Source organism: Pseudomonas sp. TE21435, assembly GCF_056279265.1.
In genome coordinates this window covers 4,716,780-4,734,647 of the sequence record NZ_JBWBQZ010000001.1, presented here as the reverse complement: position 1 = coordinate 4,734,647, position 17,868 = coordinate 4,716,780, and the positions used below count along the sequence as shown (strand labels likewise).

Annotated in this window: 13 protein-coding genes and 1 riboswitch; of the genes, 7 read left to right on the top strand and 6 right to left on the bottom strand. The window is 65.5% G+C overall.

The features are described from left to right. Positions 1-79: 79 nt before the first annotated feature. On the top strand, positions 80-2,308 hold the full coding sequence (locus ACZ9C1_RS21450; protein WP_476254350.1) for a TonB-dependent siderophore receptor: 2,229 nt from the start codon (positions 80-82) through the stop codon (positions 2,306-2,308). Between the two features lie 67 nt (positions 2,309-2,375). Next, positions 2,376-3,251 carry an alpha/beta hydrolase gene (locus ACZ9C1_RS21445; RefSeq protein ID WP_277502614.1) on the top strand — a complete coding sequence of 292 codons (876 nt, stop codon included), beginning with the start codon at positions 2,376-2,378 and terminating at the stop codon, positions 3,249-3,251. Positions 3,252-3,298: 47 nt separating this feature from the next. Here ACZ9C1_RS21445 and ACZ9C1_RS21440 read toward each other — a convergent pair whose 3' ends face one another. The 3 genes from ACZ9C1_RS21440 to ACZ9C1_RS21430 all read right to left on the bottom strand — a co-directional run bounded on the left by ACZ9C1_RS21440 (position 3,299) and on the right by ACZ9C1_RS21430 (position 7,458). Beyond that, entirely contained in the window at positions 3,299-4,753 is a 1,455-nt protein-coding gene (locus ACZ9C1_RS21440; RefSeq protein ID WP_476254349.1) for a hypothetical protein, read from the bottom strand. Positions 4,754-5,082: 329 nt separating this feature from the next. After that, complete coding sequence (locus ACZ9C1_RS21435; RefSeq protein ID WP_277502610.1) at positions 5,083-6,288, bottom strand: RtcB family protein; 1,206 nt, start codon at positions 6,286-6,288, stop codon at positions 5,083-5,085. A gap of 39 nt (positions 6,289-6,327) precedes the next feature. Beyond that, positions 6,328-7,458 carry a slipin family protein gene (locus ACZ9C1_RS21430; protein ID WP_277502609.1) on the bottom strand — a complete coding sequence of 377 codons (1,131 nt, stop codon included), beginning with the start codon at positions 7,456-7,458 and terminating at the stop codon, positions 6,328-6,330. Positions 7,459-8,058: 600 nt separating this feature from the next. Here ACZ9C1_RS21430 and rtcR point away from each other — a divergent pair. Next, a complete protein-coding gene (gene rtcR / locus ACZ9C1_RS21425) occupies positions 8,059-9,642 on the top strand; it encodes an RNA repair transcriptional activator RtcR (protein WP_476254348.1) in 1,584 nt (527 codons plus the stop codon). 36 nt (positions 9,643-9,678) lie between these two features. After that, a riboswitch (FMN riboswitch) is annotated at positions 9,679-9,820 on the top strand. Between the two features lie 80 nt (positions 9,821-9,900). Further along, positions 9,901-10,551, top strand: coding sequence for a 3,4-dihydroxy-2-butanone-4-phosphate synthase (ribB, locus tag ACZ9C1_RS21420; protein ID WP_038707266.1), 651 nt, complete (start codon positions 9,901-9,903; stop codon positions 10,549-10,551). A gap of 88 nt (positions 10,552-10,639) precedes the next feature. On the opposite strand, the gene ACZ9C1_RS21415 is transcribed toward ribB, so the two are convergent. The 3 genes from ACZ9C1_RS21415 to ACZ9C1_RS21405 are packed head-to-tail and all read right to left on the bottom strand — an operon-like array spanning position 10,640 to position 14,400. After that, positions 10,640-11,833, bottom strand: a complete 1,194-nt coding sequence (locus ACZ9C1_RS21415) for an SGNH/GDSL hydrolase family protein (RefSeq protein ID WP_277502605.1) — start codon at positions 11,831-11,833, stop codon at positions 10,640-10,642. 1 nt (position 11,834) lies between these two features. Further along, positions 11,835-12,998, bottom strand: a complete 1,164-nt coding sequence (locus ACZ9C1_RS21410; protein ID WP_476254347.1) for an SGNH/GDSL hydrolase family protein — start codon at positions 12,996-12,998, stop codon at positions 11,835-11,837. Further along, the gene (locus ACZ9C1_RS21405; RefSeq protein ID WP_277502603.1) at positions 12,985-14,400 is read right to left on the bottom strand and encodes an MBOAT family O-acyltransferase; all 1,416 of its coding nucleotides are present in this window, start codon (positions 14,398-14,400) and stop codon (positions 12,985-12,987) included. Before ACZ9C1_RS21405 ends, ACZ9C1_RS21410 begins: the two co-directional genes overlap by 14 nt. A gap of 220 nt (positions 14,401-14,620) precedes the next feature. Here ACZ9C1_RS21405 and ACZ9C1_RS21400 point away from each other — a divergent pair, with 220 nt between their 5' ends. The 3 genes from ACZ9C1_RS21400 to dxs all read left to right on the top strand — a co-directional run bounded on the left by ACZ9C1_RS21400 (position 14,621) and on the right by dxs (position 17,812). After that, the gene (locus ACZ9C1_RS21400; RefSeq protein ID WP_011531978.1) at positions 14,621-14,863 is read left to right on the top strand and encodes an exodeoxyribonuclease VII small subunit; all 243 of its coding nucleotides are present in this window, start codon (positions 14,621-14,623) and stop codon (positions 14,861-14,863) included. Next, entirely contained in the window at positions 14,860-15,747 is an 888-nt protein-coding gene (gene ispA, locus ACZ9C1_RS21395; RefSeq protein ID WP_277502602.1) for a (2E,6E)-farnesyl diphosphate synthase, read from the top strand. Before ACZ9C1_RS21400 ends, ispA begins: the two co-directional genes overlap by 4 nt. 169 nt (positions 15,748-15,916) lie before the next feature. Next, positions 15,917-17,812, top strand: coding sequence for a 1-deoxy-D-xylulose-5-phosphate synthase (gene dxs / locus ACZ9C1_RS21390; RefSeq protein WP_258599547.1), 1,896 nt, complete (start codon positions 15,917-15,919; stop codon positions 17,810-17,812). Positions 17,813-17,868 lie beyond the last annotated feature (56 nt).

The window sequence follows — 17,868 nt, the reverse complement described above, 5'->3', positions numbered from 1 at the left end:
TTAATGCGCTTTACTCTCAAATAAGAGCTATTACCATCTGTGATCTCTTGAAATCAGCCCGCCGCGCCGGAGATCACACATGTCGCCCCGCCCGCTTTGCCTATCACCCTTCCTGCTGCTGTCCAGCTGCCTGCTGAGCAGCGCCGTGCACGCCGCCAACCAGCCCGCACCGATCGAGCTGGAAAGCCAGAACGTGGTGGCCACCGCGCTGGAAGAGACCAAGCAGGCGCCCGGTGTTTCGATCATCACCGCCGAAGACATCAAGAAGCGCCCGCCGGCCAACGACCTGTCGCAGATCATCCGCACCATGCCGGGGGTCAACCTGACCGGCAACTCCACCAGCGGTCAACGCGGCAACAACCGTCAGATCGACATTCGTGGCATGGGGCCGGAGAACACCCTGATCCTGGTCGATGGCAAGCCGGTCAGCAGCCGCAGCTCAGTACGCTACGGCTGGCGTGGCGAACGCGACTCGCGCGGCGACACCAACTGGGTGCCGGCCGACCAGGTCGAGCGCATCGAAGTGATCCGCGGCCCGGCGGCGGCACGCTATGGTTCCGGGGCCATGGGTGGGGTGATCAATATCATCACCAAGCAAGCGGCGGGCGAGCCCCACGGCAACATGACCGTGTACCAGAACTTCCCGCAGCACGGTGACGAAGGCGCCACCAAGCGCGTGAGCTTCGGCCTCAACGGCCCACTCACCGACACCCTCAGCTATCGGGTGTACGGCAACGTGGCCAAGACCGACGCGGACGACTGGGACATCAACGCCGGCCACGAGTCCGCACGCTCCGGCTCCCAGGCCGGTACCCTGCCCGCTGGCCGAGAAGGTGTGCGCAACAAGGACCTCAACGGCCTGCTGAGCTGGCGCCTGACCCCGGAACAGACCCTGGAACTCGAAGCCGGCTTCAGCCGCCAGGGCAACCTGTACGCAGGCGATACCCAGAACACCAACTCCAATGCCAACGTCAAAAGCATGCTGGGCAAGGAGACCAACATACTCTACCGCGAGAGCTTCGCCATCACCCACCGGGGCGACTGGGATTTCGGCAGCAGCATGGCCTTCCTGCAATACGAGAAGACCCGCAACCAGCGCATCAACGAAGGCCTGGCCGGTGGCACCGAAGGTATCTTCAGCAACACCGACTTCTACACCTCGACCCTGCGCGACCTGACCGCCCACGGCGAGCTCAACCTGCCACTGCACGCCTGGCGCGACCAGACCCTGACCCTGGGTAGCGAGTGGAGCCAGCAGAAGCTCGACGACCCCAGCGCCAATACCCAGACCACCAGCGAAGGCGGCAGCGTGCCCGGCCTGACCAGCAGCGGCCGCAGCACCAGCAGCCAGGCGCAGATCTTCTCGCTGTTTGCCGAGGACAACATCGAACTGCTGCCCGGCACCATGCTCACTCCGGCGCTGCGCTTCGATCACCACAGCATCGTCGGCGACAACTGGAGCCCGTCGCTCAACCTGTCCCACGCGCTGAGCGACACCCTGACGCTGAAGGCCGGCATCGCCCGCGCCTACAAGGCGCCGAACCTGTACCAGCTCAACCCCGACTACCTGCTCTACAGCCGTGGCCAGGGCTGCTACGGGCAGAGCACCAGCTGCTACCTGCAGGGCAACGCGCACCTGGAGGCCGAGACCAGCGTCAACAAGGAACTGGGCATCGAGTTCCAGGACAACGGCTGGGTCGCCGGCCTGACGTACTTTCGCAACGACTACAAGAACAAGATCGACTCGGGCCTGAGCGGCATCGGCCAGGCAGCCGGTGGCACCGGCGCCAACGCCAACGCCACCCTCTACCAGTGGGAGAACATCCCCAAAGCGCTGGTCGAGGGCCTCGAGGGCACCCTGACCATCCCGCTGAGCGAACAGCTGAAGTGGAGCAACAACTTCACCTACATGCTGCAATCGAAGAACAAGACCACTGGCGAGACCCTGTCGGTGACCCCGGCCTACACCCTCAATTCGATGCTCGACTGGCAAGCCTCCGACGACCTGTCGCTGCAGCTGAGCGTGGCCTGGTATGGCAAGCAGACGCCGAAGAAGTACGACTACCAGGGCAAGCGGGTCACCGGCACCGCCAACGACCAGGTGGCACCCTACGCGCTGGTCGGCGCCAGCGGCACCTATGCGCTCACTAAAAACCTGAGCGTCACCGCCGGCATCGACAACCTGTTCGACAAGCGCCTGTACCGCGCCGGCAACGCCCAGGCGGTGAACGGGATCGAGGGCGCGGGCGCGGCCACCTACAACGAACCGGGCCGCACCCTCTATACCAGCCTGACCGCCTCCTTCTGAACCTGTGCCGCCGCGACGCCATCGACGCAGCGGCGGCCTGCCCTGGACGCTACAAGGAGTACGCCCGATGAAGATTCTTCCGCTCGTACTGGCACTGGCGATGACCGCGCCCGCCTATGCGCGCCCCCAACCTGAGCAAAAAATGGACCGCACCCTGCTGCAGCGCCAGGACCTGGCCTATCGCTTCAGCCACCTTGACCTGGACTCGGCGGACGGCCGGCGCCACTACCGCCTGTGGGTGGGAAAACCGCTGCACCCTGCACCTGCCAGCGGTTACCCGGTGCTGTGGATGCTCGATGGCAATGCCGCCATTGGTACCCTCGAACCGCAACAACTGGAGCAGTTGGCGAGCGGGCAGGCCCCCCTGCTGGTTGCCATCGGTTATCAGACCGACCAACGCATCGAGCGCAGTGCCCGCACCTACGACTACACCCCCACGGTGCCAGGCCGGGTTGACCAGCATGACCCACTGACCGGCCAGCCCAGCGGTGGTATCGACGGGTTTCTCGACTTGCTCGAGCGACGCATGCGCCCGATGGTCGCCACGGTCGCGCCCATCGATCCACAACGGCAAACCCTCTGGGGCCATTCCTATGGCGGGCTTGCTGTACTGCATACGCTGTTCACCCGCCCAGGGATGTTCAGCAGCTACGCGGCTGCCAGCCCATCGTTGTGGTGGAATGACGGTGCCATCGTCGCAGAGGCGCAAGGGCTGCACGTGAGCGACAGTCGCCCGAACCTGCTGCTGATGCGAGGCACCGACGAGCCTGGCGAGCCACACGGCTCACCGGGCGACGAGAGTGGCAAAGCGCTGCATGACCTCGCCGGCGCACTGGCGCAGGTGCCAGGGCTGCAGGTTCGCTACGAACGCTTCCCGGGGTTGGGGCACGGCCCGATGCTGGCAGCCTCGCTGCGTAGGGTGGTGGAAGGGATGTACAGGTAAGGGCCGCCCGCAGGCGCCGGCCAATCATCGGGCCAGCGCCTCACCCATCAGGCCTGGCGAACAGGCTCGGGCGCTGGCCGGACCGGCGTCTCGATGAGGCTTCTCCACTGCTCGATGATGGTTTCCGGCACACCCAACGACTTGCGCAGCGCCTCGACCCGCTCCACCGGGTAATTCGCGAAACGCTCGTTCATGAAGTCGAGGTTGGGGTTCTTGCCACTCTTGTCACCATCACAGACACGGTACAGCGTCACCTTGGTTTTCCAGGTGCACGGCAGCAGCACACTACGCTCGAGTTCATCGTCAAGCCACCCATAGCGGTGGCAGCTGGTACCCCCGGTATCACCCGGCGCGCACATGTTGCGCACATCATGGCTGATCTTCGCTTCACGGTCCTTGATGATCCGCGGCCACAGCTCGGCGGCGAACTCGGCGTACATCTTCGCGGCCCTGGCAACCGTGCCGGTCTTGGGCTGGCCATAACTGGACTGCAGCGGGCTGCGAAGCGTGCCATCGCGTCCCAGGCCGTTCGGATCGACAAAAGCCATCTCCTGGAACAACGCCAGTTGCACACCGGCGGCAATCAGGAACACGCCGAAACCGAGCTTGGCGTACTTCTCGTTCATCAGCGTGCCCAGCATCCCGCCCGGGCCGGAGAGGTAAGTGGTCTCGTACTTCTGCAACAGCGCGAACAGTTGCTTGCGATCCTCCAGCAGCGTGAGGTCGAGTGATTCCTTGGCCGGCAGGTATTCGGTCTCCAGATGCTGCTGGATGCTCTTGATCGAGCCGTCGATGCTGTCGATCAGGCTCTGCTGCAATTCACCACCGACAATCCGTTTGAGCTCAACATAGACCTGGTCGAAGTAGCTCGGCACACCTGGCGGAAAGGCCTGCTCGAACAGTGCCTTGCCAATTGCACCACCGACAGCGGAGGCCAGGGACGTGGCCAGCTTGCCACCCAGCTCACCGAATGCCGCTGCAACGACATCCGTCGAGCTCAGCTCCAGATCCGCTGCTGGCGAGCTCACCGGGCCAACTGCCTCGATGAACAGCAACTGGCCATCCTGCCCCACCACCACATCCTTGAACAGGTACACCAATTGCCCATAGTTGGTAGTGCGCAACAGTGCCACCGAACGGACACGACAGCCGTTGTATGGTTTGCCGAGAAACGCAAAGCTCTCCTCCAGCAAGGTTTCGCCTTCCAGCAATGGCGTTTGGCGCTCCACAGCCTGGCGGATGCAGGCAGTGCGCGCGGCATGCTGCCTGAGCACCGAATCGCGCAACGTCGGCAAGGTATCGGCCGAGGTGAGCGGGATAGCGGCCATCAGCCTGGTCATCTGCTGCAGACGCTCTTCATCCACGCCCTGCTCGCCATACTCTGCGAGGTAACGCAGCAGGTGTTGACGGGCATAGTCCGGTGGCGCCTCGGCCTGCACTTTGGCAATGCCGAAGAGGAAACTCACGTTGGTGACCTGATCGAGCTCTTTCGCTGCCTGCATGACGACTCCTGTGTCACTTCAATCAACCGGGTGGGTGCGGAAAATCGTGAACTGCTGGGGTTCGAGTGGCACGGTCGGGCCCTGAACGGCTGACCGGAAAGCAAATAGATATCAAAGAGCCACTACCAATACCGGAATCCGTTTGAGTCGGCAATACGCCTGTGACACTCGGTCGAGCACCCGAATAGCTGGATTCAGGGCAGCCCATGCGGGTACCCAACCCCGTGGCACACGGTCGCTGCTACAGCGATGCAGTGCGCAGTTCCTGCGACGCGCTGCGTTGGACGATGCCGCGCAGGTACCCATCCAGCTGGCCGCTGTCGCCCGCTTCAACCTTTCACGCACACTACCTGACGCAGGGTGTGCACCACTTCGACCAACTCCCGCTGGGCCTGCATCACCGCATCGATGTCCTTGTAGGCCATCGGGATCTCGTCGATCACATCCTTGTCCTTGCGGCACTCCACATGGGCGGTGGCGCGCTGCTGGTCCTCGACGGTGAAGCGGCTCTTGGCCTTCGTGCGGCTCATCACCCGGCCCGCGCCATGGCTGCACGAGCAGAACGATTCCTCGTTACCCAAGCCGCGAACGATGAAGCTCTTGGCGCCCATCGAGCCCGGGATGATGCCCAGCTGGCCCTTCTGTGCCGACACCGCCCCCTTGCGGGTCACCAATACCTCGCGGCCGAAATGCTGCTCTTTCTGCACGTAGTTGTGGTGGCAGTTGACTGCTTCGAGGCTGGCCTCGAACGGCCTTCCCAGTACCTTGCGGGTGGCGGCGACCACCGCCAGCATCATCAGCTCGCGATTATGCCGGGCGAAATCCTGCGCCCATTCCACCGCCTCGACGTAGTCGGCGAAGTGGCGGCTGCCTTCCTCGAAGTACGCCAGGTCACGGTCCGGCAGGTTGACCATGTGCTGGCGCATGTCGGCCTGGGCCAGTTCGATGAACAGGTTGCCGATGGCATTACCCACACCGCGCGACCCGCTGTGCAGCATGAACCAGACGCGGTCGGCCTCGTCCAGGCAGACCTCGATGAAATGGTTGCCGCTCCCCAGCGTTCCCAGGTGCTGGCGGTTGTTGGTCTTCTCCAGCCGCGGGTACTTCTCGGTGATGGCCTTGAAGCGCCCAGCGAGTCCGCTCCACATCTGGTCGGCCTGCTCCGGCACGTTGTCCCAGGCGCCCTGATCGCGACGGCCGAAGGTCTTGCCATGGGGCACGGCCTTCTCGATGGCTGTACGCAGGCCATGCAAGTTGTCCGGCAGGTCGCGGGCGTGCAGCGAGGTGCGCGCGGCGATCATGCCGCAACCGATGTCCACGCCCACCGCCGCGGGGATGATCGCGCCCACAGTGGGGATCACGCTGCCGATGGTCGAGCCCTTGCCCAGGTGCACGTCCGGCATCACCGCCAGATGCTTGAAGATGAACGGCATCTTCGCCGTGTTCATCAGTTGCCTGCGGGCGTCGTCCTCGACCGGTACACCGTCGGTCCACAGTTTGATCGGCTTGCCGCCCGCCACTTCGAGTATGTTCATTACCTTGTTCCTTGTTGCGTTACGTCGTGTCGCAAAGGGTCAACCCGCCTTGAGGCTGACCATGCCATTCAATACCTGATCCAGGCCACCGAACACCGAAATCCGGTCGATACGCTCGGCCACCCGCTCCAGGGTTTCCAGCTCCTTCAGGCGCAGGGCCGTCGGGTTGCCTTCCATCACCTTGGCGGTGTTGAGCAGCGAGCGGGTCGCCTGGGTTTCCTCACGCCGGCGGATCACGTTGGCCTGGGCGGCCTTCTCTGCTTCCACTACTTGCGCCAGCAGGGTTTTCATTTCGCCCGGCAGGATGATGTCGCGCACCCCCAGGCTGCTCACCTCCAGGCCACTGCCTTGCAGGTGCGCCAGCAGGTGCTCGGTGACGCTACCGTCGATGGACTGCTTGTCTTCCAGCAGTTCGTCGAGGGTGCGGGTGCCCACCGCGGCACGCAAACCGAACTGCAGTTCGCGGTACAGGTGCTCCACCGGTTTGCTCATCTGCCCGTGGGCGCCGAGCACATCGCTGTAACGCCAGTTGGCCACCAGGCTCAGGCGCAGGCTGACCTTGTCGCGTGTGAGGATCTCCTGGCCGTTTACCTCCAGTGCCTGCAGACGGGTATCGACCATCTCGACCACTACCTGGCTGCCGCAGCGCCAGTAGCCATGCCGGCCCGGCTCGAGCAATCCGACAACCACGCCGTCGATCTTCAGCACACCGACATGGAACGCCGGCACCAGTGCCAGCAGGACCAGCTCCGTACCGGCTACGCCGGGGCGGTTCAGGCGCACCACCAGCTCATCGTCCAGGCGCCGGCCCTTGTTCAGATCGATGCGCTGCAAGCCATGCTCGACCTGGCCTTTCCAGTACAGGCGGCGACTGTCCGGTGCCAGCAACTCGACCAGGCGGCCGTTCTCGAAACGCAGGCCGGCCTCGTGCTGCGCCAGGTCCATGGCTTCGAAATGCTGCTCGACCAGAGCTGGTTCATGCCCACGCAGGTACTGCGCCAGCGGGTGGTCGAACAGCGGGGATTGGAGACTGAAGGTGGTCACCGTCAGCCGGTCTTGCCAGTCGAAACGCTGGTACTGGCCAGGCTCGAGAATCGACACGAAGTCGCCTTCGCTCATCAGCAGGCCACGTTCGTTTTTCTTCACCACAAAGCGTTTCAACAGTTTCATCTTGCTCATCCTTTTATCAATGTCCTTGGTTGCAGGGGTCGCTGACTCACCGAGCGCCGTAGGCGAAGCCTGGCGGAGTCCGGGGCCGGGAGCGCTTGCTCCGGCGGCCTCCATCGTTGCGCCAGGCCCGGCCGGCGGGCCGGGTGGGCCAGCGGTGGCTCAGGCGTCCTTCGCAAAAGCGGACCATCCTGGCCCTGGTTGCGTTGCCTGTGCCCCACCTGCGGGTGTTGCGGTTGTAGCTACCGTGGAGGGTAGTGCCGGGACTTGGCCCGGCGAGCGCCTCGCAAGCCTGTTTACAGGCTTGCGCCGCAGTGACCGGTCGATGCGGCGGCGGCATGCACGACACCGACACCTGAGGGTGGGTACGTGCACCGGCGGGGGTTGATATCCCCTGACCCGAGGGCCTGCCTGGCGATGCGGTCGAAAGGGATATAGCGAGCGGCGTGCCAGTTTTTATCCGACACTCAAAATATTTATTAACTATCTGATTTATAACGATTTAATGTCAATTTACGATTTCAACGGCACACTGCAATGGTCATGACGATTTCAATTTTCATATACCCTTAGATACCTATTTATCTTATTGGATAATCACGGATGACCAAGCCTCTCGTCGCCATCGGCTTTCTCGGCACCACCCTCGATCGCAACGGCAAGGGCGCCGCACGCTGGAACCGGTGGAGGCCGACCATCAGCCTGTGCCAGCAACCCGATCTGCCTCTTGATCGCCTGGAACTGATTCACGGCCCCGGCGCGCGCGACCTTGGCCTGGCCGAGAAGATCCGCGCCGACATCCAGCAGGTCTCGCCCGGCACCGAGGTGCGCCTGCATCCTCTGGCGCTGCGCAACCCGTGGGATTTCGAGGAGGTCTACGGCGCCCTGCACGACTTCGCCAGCGGCTACAGCTTCGACACCGAGCACGAGGACTACCTGGTGCATATCACCACCGGCACCCACGTCGCGCAGATCTGCTGGTTTCTGCTCACCGAGGCGCGCTACCTGCCGGCGCGCCTGGTGCAGACCTCGCCCTCGCGCAAGCACGACGAAAACAGCGACCCGGCCGGCATCGCCACGCTGATCGACCTCGACCTGTCGCGCTACGACCCGATCGCCTCGCGCTTTCGCCGGGAACAGGTCGAGGGGCAGTCGCTGCTCAAGTCCGGCATCGCCACGCGCAACCCCGGGTTCAACCGCACCATCGAGCAGATCGAACGGGTCGCCCTGCGCTCCAAGGCGCCGATGCTGCTGGTTGGCCCGACCGGTGCCGGCAAGTCGTTCCTGGCCCGTCGCGTCCACGAGCTCAAGCGCGGCCGCCACCTACTGGGCGGGCGCTTCATCGAGGTGAACTGCGCAACCCTGCGCGGCGACGGCGCGATGTCGACCCTGTTCGGTCACACAAAGGGCGCTTTCACCGGCGCGCAGAACGCCCGCGACGGCCTGCTGCGCGCGGCCGACGGCGGCATGTTGTTCCTCGACGAGATCGGTGAACTGGGCGCCGACGAACAGGCCATGCTCCTCAAGGCCATCGAAGAAAAACGCTTCTTCCCGCTGGGCGCCGACCGCGAGGTGGAAAGCAACTTCCAACTGATCGTCGGCACCCACCGCGACCTGCGCGCCAAGGTCGCCGACGGCTCGTTCCGCGAAGACCTGTTCGCCCGCATCAACCTGTGGACCTTCGGCCTGCCTGGCCTGGCCGAACGCCGCGAGGACATCGAGCCGAACCTCGACTTCGAGCTGCAACGCCACGCCCGCGAACAAGGCCGCCAGGTGCGCTTCAATCTCGAAGCCAAGCGCCGCTACCTCGCCTTCGCCCACGCCAGCGAAGCACGCTGGGCCGGCAACTTCCGCGAGCTGTCGGCATCGATCACGCGCATGGCGACCCTGGCCGACAGCGGGCGCATCGACGAGGCACTGGTCGAGGAAGAGATCGCTCGGCTGCGCTATGCCTGGGGCCTGGGATCGGCAACCGAGCCGCTGCTGGCCGGCCGCGAACTGGACCTGTTCGACCAGGTACAACTGCAGGCGGTGATCGATGTGTGCCGCCGCGCCCAGAGCTTGTCCGAGGCCGGGCGCCAGCTGTTCGCGGTATCACGCCAGGAGAAGGCCAACCCCAACGACGCCGACCGCCTGCGCAAGTACCTGGCGCGGTTCGGGCTGGAGTGGCAGCAACTAAAGTCGTAGGGCTTGCCATCAGGCTGGCTCGGTACGGTATGCTTGCCCGGTCTTCAGGGCGGGGTGAAAGTCCCCACCGGCGGTAAATCGAAAGATGAGCCCGCGAGCGCCCCGGCCACGCCGGGGGTCAGCAGATCTGGTGAGATTCCAGGGCCGACGGTCATAGTCCGGATGAAAGAAGGCGTTTGGCAGGGGCCGTCCAGGCGCCCTTGCGCGCGCATTTTGTTCGCCCCGAGACGTTCATCGATCATTCACGAGGAGCGTTTCATGTCCACCCCGCTTAACAAGCAATTCCCCAACGTCAGCGCCGCCATCGCCGCCTTCCAGGCCGGGCGCCCGGTGCTGCTGCTCGACGACGACGACCGCGAGGACGAAGCCGACATCGTCGCCGCCGCCGAGAACCTGTCGCTGCAGACCATGGCCATGATGATCCGCGATTGCAGCGGCATCGTCTGCCTGTGCCTGGACGAAGCCACCGTCGACGCCCTGCAGCTGGCGCCGATGGTGCAGAACAACCAGGCCCGCCATGGCACCGGTTTCACCGTCACCATCGAAGCGGCCGAAGGGGTCAGCACCGGCGTGTCGGCCCAGGACCGCATCACCACCATCGAAGCCGCGCTGCGCTCCACCGCGCAACAGCGCCATATCGTCAGCCCAGGGCATGTGTTCCCGCTGCGCGCCCGTGACGGCGGCGTGCTGACCCGTCGCGGCCACACCGAAGGCTCGGTGGACCTGGCCCGCCTGGCCGGCCTGCGCCCGGCGGCGGTGCTGTGCGAACTGATGAACCCCGATGGCAGCATGGCCCGGGGCGAGCAGGTGGCGGTGTATGCGCGGCAGTACAACCTGCCGGTGCTGACCATCGAGGAGCTGGCGCGCTATCGCGAGGCGATGGTTGAGCTGGAGGCCGAGCCGGCCTGATCCAAAGGCATCGCGGGGCAAGCCCGCTCCCACGCCAAGTACCAAGGTGCTTCGTGGGGGCGGGCTGGCCCCGCGATGAGGCCAGGCCTCAACGCAACCCCAACGGCCCCTTCAGATACTCATACAACCCCGCCGCACTCTTGCGATAGCCATCGGCTGTCAGATGGACAAGATCAGGCCGCGCCAGCCCCTGCGCTTGCCAGCCGGCGATCGAGCACGGCCCGCCCATAAACCCCTGCCAATCCCAGAACAGCGCCTTGTGCTTGCGCGCCATCTGCTTCTGGATACGGATCACCGAGGCCAGCGGTTGCGGCTGGCGCGCCGCGCAACTGCGCGCCTTGCGCTGCTTGATCGAGTCCGGCGGGCCGACCAGCAGTATCGCCGCCTGTGGCAGGTCTTTGCGCACGCCCGTAAGGGTCGCCTCCAGCTGCGCCTGGTACAGCGCCAGGTCGAGCTTGTCGTCGAACGCCTCATTGGTGCCGTAGGCCAGGATCACCAGGTCCGGCCGCACGGCCTTGAGGCTGTTGCGCCAACCCGCCTGCCACTTGTCCACCACCTCCAGGCGCGCGCCGTTGATGCCCAGCGTCGAATAGATCACCCCGGCATTCTTCTGCCCCTGCAGGTACCAGCCACCCAAGGCGACGCCACGGCCACCCTCCACCGTCAGTTGCACCGGCAGGCCGACATTGGCGAACGCCGGGCTGAAGCGCCACTGGCCGTTGCTAGCCGGCAACACCCGGCGCTGGCCGCCATTGACCAGCAGGCTGGCACTCCCGCTGGACTGGTACAACGCCGAGACCTTGTAGCGCTGGCGGTCCTCGTCCCGCGCTTGCAGCATCACGCTGGAACGGTTGGCCTGCGGCAGCGACAGGTAGCCGCCCAGCGGAAACTGATGGCTGTGCTGGTTGCGCGCCGACACCAGCTCCCACTGGCGCTTCTCGCTCTTGATGATCACCCGGTCGTTACGGATCCCCGGCACCGGCGAGGCCGGCACCAGGCCAATGCCACCGTCGCCGTAGCGTGCCTGCAGCAGGCGGCGCAGCTCGCCGCTGAACAGGTCGGCGGCGGTGTGCGAATCACCCAGCTGGACGATGGCAACCGGGGCACGCCCGGCATTGCGCAGCTTGCCGGCGAGCAGGGCGACGTTGCCGTCCTGGCGGCTGGCGGGCGCGGCGGTGGGCCGCGCCGCGGGCTGGGCGCTCACGCTGTTGGCGCCGGTGCTGCAACCCGGCGCGGCGCTGATCAGCAGGGCCAGGCCCAGCAGGTGATGCCATTGGCGCATCTCAATGTCCTGTTACGGTCAGGCCTGGAAAGCTGATCAGCGACAGTATCTGCTCGGCGATCATCTTCTGGCCTGTGATGGTGAAATGAATGCCATCGTCGACCCGCACCTTCACCCGCTTGCCCTGCGCGGTCTGCACCGTGTACGCGAAGCTGGCGTCGGCGTAGCCGAGGATCGGGTTGGCCGACACGTAGTACTGGCCGTACAGCGCGGTCTGCTCCTGGTAGAGCCCGCTGAGGTAACCCATGGCGGTGGACAGCCGCGCCTTCTCCATGTTCGGCGGTCCGACCCAGATAACCTGCACGTTGTGCGTGCGGGCCTGCTCGAGGATCGAATCGATCCGGGCGCGATAGGCCACCTCCCATTCCGGCGACTTGAAGCGCAGGAACGGCTTGCCTTTGCCCTGGGGCATGTCCCACGGGTCGTTGGGGCCGAGGAACACTACCATCAGGCGCACGTTCGGTTCGTGGTCGAGGGTCTCGGCCACGGTCTTCGGCCAGTTGAAGAAGCCCGGGTAGGCAAGGCCGGTGCTCTGCTTGCTGAGGTTGACGGTGCGGATCTGGTAACGCTTGCGCAAGCTGTTGGCCAGGTGCGGGGCAACGCCCTGCATCAGCGAATCGCCGACCAGGAACACCTCGTCACCAGCGGCCAGGGAGGCCACGGTGCCCGGTTGCAGCAATACCGGCGCCGGGGCTGGTGCTGGAGTTGCCGCTGGCATTGGCACTGACGCCGGCACTGCCGCGACGGACGGGGTTACAGCGACGGGCGCGGGCACGTGAACAGGCGCCGGCGTGTGCGCCGCACCGTGCGGCAGCGGTTTGGCCAGCGCCGCCGGGGTCTGCAGGTCGACCGTGACCACCGGCATCGGCGCGGGCAGCACCTCGGGCAGCGGCGCTTCGGCTACCTGCGGCGCCGGCTGCAGGCGCTCGAGCAGGTCGTCACGGCGGGCCTCCAGCAGCGCCGTCAGTTGCGCCCCCATGCGCCAGGCCGGCATCTGGCCCAGCAGCGGGATTTCGCAGCTCTGGTGGTACTTCTGCTGGCAGTAGAGTTTGATCGAGTCCTGGTTCAGCCAGAACAGCAGCGCGGTGGTGACCACGATCGCGTACAGGCCACGGGCAGCGCCCATCTGTACCTGGAACAGCTGTTTGCTATCAGAAGCTTGCATAGATGAACCCCGGCACGCCCGACTGCGAAGCGAAAATCACCAGCGACACACCGACCCCGAGCGGGATCGGATACAGCTGCCACGGCAGGCGCTGGAAGGCCGCGCCACTCTGGCGCAGCAGCGCCAGCCATTGTGGATAACTGGCCACGAACAGCACGCAGGCCAGCAGCATCAGGCCAGTGACACTGTTCAGGCCCGCCAGGCTGAGCTGGGCGATGTCGCCGAGCATCTCCAGCGCGCCCTCCAACGTCGGGCTGCGGAAGAAGATCCAGGCAAAAGCCACGTAGTGGAAGGTCATCAACCGCGCCAGCAAGCCCGATCCCGGCAGGTTGGCGAACCCTGGGCACCACTGGCTGAACAGCTTGGAGATGGCCAGGCCCACGCCGTGCAGTGCGCCCCAGATGATGAAGTTCACGCTCGCCCCGTGCCACAGCCCGGACACCAGCATCGCCAGCAGCATGTTCAGGTTGCCGCGCCATACGCCCTGGCGGTTGCCGCCCAGCGGGATATAGACGTAGTCGCGGATGAAGCGCGACAGGCTGATGTGCCAGCGCCCCCAGAACTCCTTGAGGTTGTGTGCGGCATACGGCGCGTCGAAGTTGTCCGGCAGGCGGAACCCCAGCAACAAGGCGATGCCGGTGACCAGGTTGGTGTAGCCGCTGAAGTTGAAGTAGATCAGCAGGCTGTAACCGTACACGCTCAACAGTACCTGCTCGGGGGAGGCGCTGCCCGGGGTGTCGAACACCGGGTCCACCCACTCGCTGCCCAGCCAGGCACTGAGGAAGAACAACTTGACCACCGCCATCGCGATCAGCCCCAGTGCCCGCTGCGGCTCCAGCACCTGGCGCATGGCCGGCGGGCGGATCTGCGGCAGCATGTGCAGGGCGCGGTTGACCGGCCCGGCCACCAGGCTGGGGAAGAACGCCAGGTACAAGGCCAGGTCCAGCGGCGCCGACGGCGTCAGCTCGCGCCGGTTGATCGACACCAGGTAGCTGACCGAATGGAAGGTATAGAACGACAGCCCGATCGGCACCAGCACTTCCAGCAACGGCAGCGCCACGTCGAACCCGGCGGTGGCCAGTGCGGCCTGCGCGCCTTCGACGAAGAACGCCTGATACTTGAACAGGTAGAAACAGCCCAGCACCAGCGTCAACAGCAGCACGCGACTGAACCAGCGTCCAGGGTAGCGCCCCGCCAGCAGGCCGAGCAGGTACACCAGCACGCTGTAGCCCAGCAGGATGTAAAGCGACTGCAGGCTGAAGCTGGCCACCAGGCCATAGCTGGCCGTCAGCAGCAGCAGGTTCTGCAGCCGGACACTCCAGCACAGGCTCCAATAAAGTATGAAGAACAGCGTGAAACAGAGGCCGAATTCGATCGAGAGGAAGCTCACAACGTAGTCCATTACATGACGTCGGGGAGGGAAGCCGCTGGCCCACGGGCCAGAGCGCGCGGATTATGGCAGAGGGCCGCCACCCCCACAATTCCATTGCTTCGCAGATTGCAAGATGGCTCACATCGAACAAGTGCAACAAAATGCGACGAACGATAACCCTGCGTGATTTGCTCCCCCTGCCCCGCTCTGCTAGTGTCGCGCCGTTCTGAACACCACCGAGACCGTCGCCATGGCCCGCAAAAAAGCCTCCATCGATTTCGAACAATCCCTCGCCGACCTGCAAGCCCTGGTCGAGCGCCTGGAGAACGGCGAACTGTCGCTGGAAGAGTCGCTGGCCGCCTTCGAGCAAGGCATCGCCCTGACCCGCGATTGCCAGGGCGCCCTGGCCCAGGCCGAGCAGAAGGTGCAGATCCTGCTGGAGCGTGACGGCGAGCTGGCCGCGCAGCCATTCGATGCGGAGCCCGAGGCATGATCGCCCAGTACCAGGCGAGCGCCCAGGCCCGGGTCGACGCGGCGCTCGAACCGTTGTTCCAGGCTCCCGCCAAGGAGCTCGAGCGCCTCTATGCCGCCATGCGCTACAGCGTGATGAACGGCGGCAAGCGCGTGCGCCCGCTGCTGGCCTACGCCGCCTGCGAAGCCTTCGGCGTACCGGCGGAGCAGGCCAACGGCGCCGCCTGCGCGGTTGAGCTGATCCACGCCTACTCGCTGGTACACGACGATCTGCCGGCCATGGACGACGACGACCTGCGCCGCGGCCAGCCGACCACCCACAAGGCCTTCGACGAGGCGTGCGCGATCCTCGCCGGCGACGGTTTGCAAAGCCTGGCCTTCAGCGCCTTGCTCGATCCGCGCCTGAGCCCGCAGCCCGACGCCATCCGCCTGCAGATGGTCCAGGCCTTGGCCAAGGCGGCCGGCCCTGCGGGCATGGTCGGCGGGCAAGCCATCGACCTCGGTTCGGTCGGCCTGAAGCTCGACCAGAAAGCCCTGGAGTACATGCACCGGCACAAGACCGGCGCACTGATCGAAGCCAGCGTGCGCCTCGGCGCCTTGGCCAGCGCCCGCGCCGGGCAGGTCCAGCTCGATGCGCTGCAGACTTATGCACAGGCCATTGGCCTGGCGTTCCAGGTGCAGGACGATATCCTCGACGTGGAGAGCGACACCACCACCCTGGGCAAACGCCAGGGCGCCGATATCGCCCGCGACAAGCCGACCTACCCGGCCCTGCTCGGCCTGGAGGCGGCCAAGGCCTATGCCCTGGAGCTGCGCGACCAGGCGCTGGCCGCGCTGGCAGGCTTTGCCGAGAATGCCGAGCCACTGCGGGCGCTGGCCCGCTACATCGTCGAACGCCGCCACTGATCAGCGCCGCTGCCGACACACCAGCGCTCACGGACAACGCGATACCTGGGGGAGCCGGCTTGCCGGCGATGGGGTGCGCCGCAGCCCCCGCTCAACACCCGACTGAATGGGCAGCTTTTCCTACAATGGGGTAAACTGCCGCGTCTTCACACCTATAACGACTCGCCTGATGCCCACGACGTTTCAAGAGATCCCCCGCGAACGCCCGGTCACGCCGTTGCTGGACCGCGCCGACACGCCCGCCGGCCTGCGCCGGCTGGCCGAAGCCGACCTGGAGACCCTGGCCGACGAGCTGCGCCAGGACCTGCTCTATACCGTTGGGCAGACCGGTGGGCATTTTGGTGCGGGCCTGGGCGTCATCGAGCTGACGATCGCCCTGCACTACGTCTTCGACACCCCGGATGACCGGCTGGTGTGGGACGTCGGCCACCAGGCCTACCCGCACAAGATCCTCACCGGCCGGCGCGAGCGCATGCTCAGCCTGCGCCAGAAGGACGGCATCGCCGCCTTCCCGCGCCGCAGCGAGAGCGAGTACGACACCTTCGGCGTCGGCCACTCCAGCACCTCGATCAGCGCCGCGCTGGGCATGGCCATCGCCGCCCGCCTGCAGAACGACCCGCGCAAGTCGATCGCGGTGATCGGCGACGGCGCGCTGACCGCCGGCATGGCCTTCGAGGCGCTGAACCACGCCCAGGAAGTCAACGCCGACATGCTGGTGATCCTCAACGACAACGACATGTCGATTTCGCGCAATGTCGGCGGCCTGTCCAACTACCTGGCCAAGATCCTCTCCAGCCGCACCTACGCGAGCATGCGCGAAGGCAGCAAGAAAGTGCTGTCGCGCCTGCCCGGTGCCTGGGAAATCGCCCGCCGCACCGAGGAGTACGCCAAGGGCATGCTGGTGCCGGGCACGCTGTTCGAGGAGCTGGGCTGGAACTACATCGGCCCGATCGACGGCCACGACCTGCCGACCCTGATCGCCACCCTGCGCAACATGCGCGACCTCAAGGGTCCGCAGTTCCTCCACGTGGTGACCAAGAAGGGCAAGGGCTTCGCCCCGGCCGAGGTCGACCCGATCGGCTACCACGCCATCACCAAGCTGGAGCCGGCCGACAAGCCGGTCGCGCCGAAGAAGACCAGCGGCCCGAAATACGCCTCGGTGTTCGGCCAGTGGCTGTGCGACATGGCCGCCGCCGACAATCGCCTGGTGGGCATCACCCCGGCGATGAAGGAAGGCTCGGACCTGATCGACTTCAGCGAACGCTACCCGGAGCGCTACTTCGACGTCGCCATCGCCGAGCAGCACGCGGTCACCCTGGCCGCGGGCATGGCCTGCGAGGGTGCCAAGCCGGTGGTGGCGATCTACTCGACCTTCCTGCAACGCGCCTATGACCAGCTGATCCACGACGTGGCGGTACAGGACCTCGATGTGCTGTTCGCCATCGACCGCGCCGGCCTGGTCGGCGAGGACGGCCCGACCCACGCCGGCGCCTACGACCTGTCCTACCTGCGTTGCATCCCCGGCATGCTGGTGATGACTCCGAGCGACGAGAACGAGCTGCGCAAGATGCTCAGCACCGGCCACCATTACAAGGGCCCGGCCGCCGTGCGCTACCCACGTGGCACCGGCCCCAACGCGCCGATCAGCGGCGACCTGGAGCCCCTGGAAATCGGCAAGGGCGTGGTCCGCCGCCAGGGTGGCAAGGTTGCCCTGCTGGTGTTCGGCGTACAGCTGGCCGAAGCCCTGCAGGTGGCCGAGCAGATCGACGCCACCGTGGTCGACATGCGTTTCGTCAAGCCTCTGGACGAGGCGCTGGTGCTGGAAATGGCCGCCAGCCATGAGTTGCTGGTGACCATCGAAGAGAATGCCATCATGGGTGGCGCCGGCGCAGCGGTCGGCGAGTTCCTCGCCCGCGAAGCGGTGGTCAAGCCGCTGCTGCACCTGGGGCTGCCGGATATCTATGTCGAGCACGCCAAGCCTGCGCAGATGCTGGCCGAGTGCGGGCTGGATGCGGCAGGGATCGAAGCCTCCGTCAAAACCCGAATGGCCAAGCTCGGCCTGTAAGGCCATATCTCGGGGCAAGTCGCATCGGCGCGCCGCCGCTCCCACGATAACTGCGT

Coding starts and splice junctions, on each gene's coding strand:
- ACZ9C1_RS21445 (WP_277502614.1), top strand. CDS start 2,376: ATGAAGATTCTTCCGCTCGTACTGGCACTGGCGATGACCGCGCCCGCC.
- ACZ9C1_RS21415 (WP_277502605.1), bottom strand. CDS start 11,833: ATGCGCCAATGGCATCACCTGCTGGGCCTGGCCCTGCTGATCAGCGCC.
- rtcR (WP_476254348.1), top strand. CDS start 8,059: ATGACCAAGCCTCTCGTCGCCATCGGCTTTCTCGGCACCACCCTCGAT.
- dxs (WP_258599547.1), top strand. CDS start 15,917: ATGCCCACGACGTTTCAAGAGATCCCCCGCGAACGCCCGGTCACGCCG.
- ACZ9C1_RS21405 (WP_277502603.1), bottom strand. CDS start 14,400: ATGGACTACGTTGTGAGCTTCCTCTCGATCGAATTCGGCCTCTGTTTC.
- ACZ9C1_RS21410 (WP_476254347.1), bottom strand. CDS start 12,998: ATGCAAGCTTCTGATAGCAAACAGCTGTTCCAGGTACAGATGGGCGCT.
- ACZ9C1_RS21450 (WP_476254350.1), top strand. CDS start 80: ATGTCGCCCCGCCCGCTTTGCCTATCACCCTTCCTGCTGCTGTCCAGC.
- ACZ9C1_RS21435 (WP_277502610.1), bottom strand. CDS start 6,288: ATGAACATACTCGAAGTGGCGGGCGGCAAGCCGATCAAACTGTGGACC.
- ACZ9C1_RS21430 (WP_277502609.1), bottom strand. CDS start 7,458: ATGAAACTGTTGAAACGCTTTGTGGTGAAGAAAAACGAACGTGGCCTG.
- ispA (WP_277502602.1), top strand. CDS start 14,860: ATGATCGCCCAGTACCAGGCGAGCGCCCAGGCCCGGGTCGACGCGGCG.
- ACZ9C1_RS21400 (WP_011531978.1), top strand. CDS start 14,621: ATGGCCCGCAAAAAAGCCTCCATCGATTTCGAACAATCCCTCGCCGAC.
- ACZ9C1_RS21440 (WP_476254349.1), bottom strand. CDS start 4,753: ATGCAGGCAGCGAAAGAGCTCGATCAGGTCACCAACGTGAGTTTCCTC.
- ribB (WP_038707266.1), top strand. CDS start 9,901: ATGTCCACCCCGCTTAACAAGCAATTCCCCAACGTCAGCGCCGCCATC.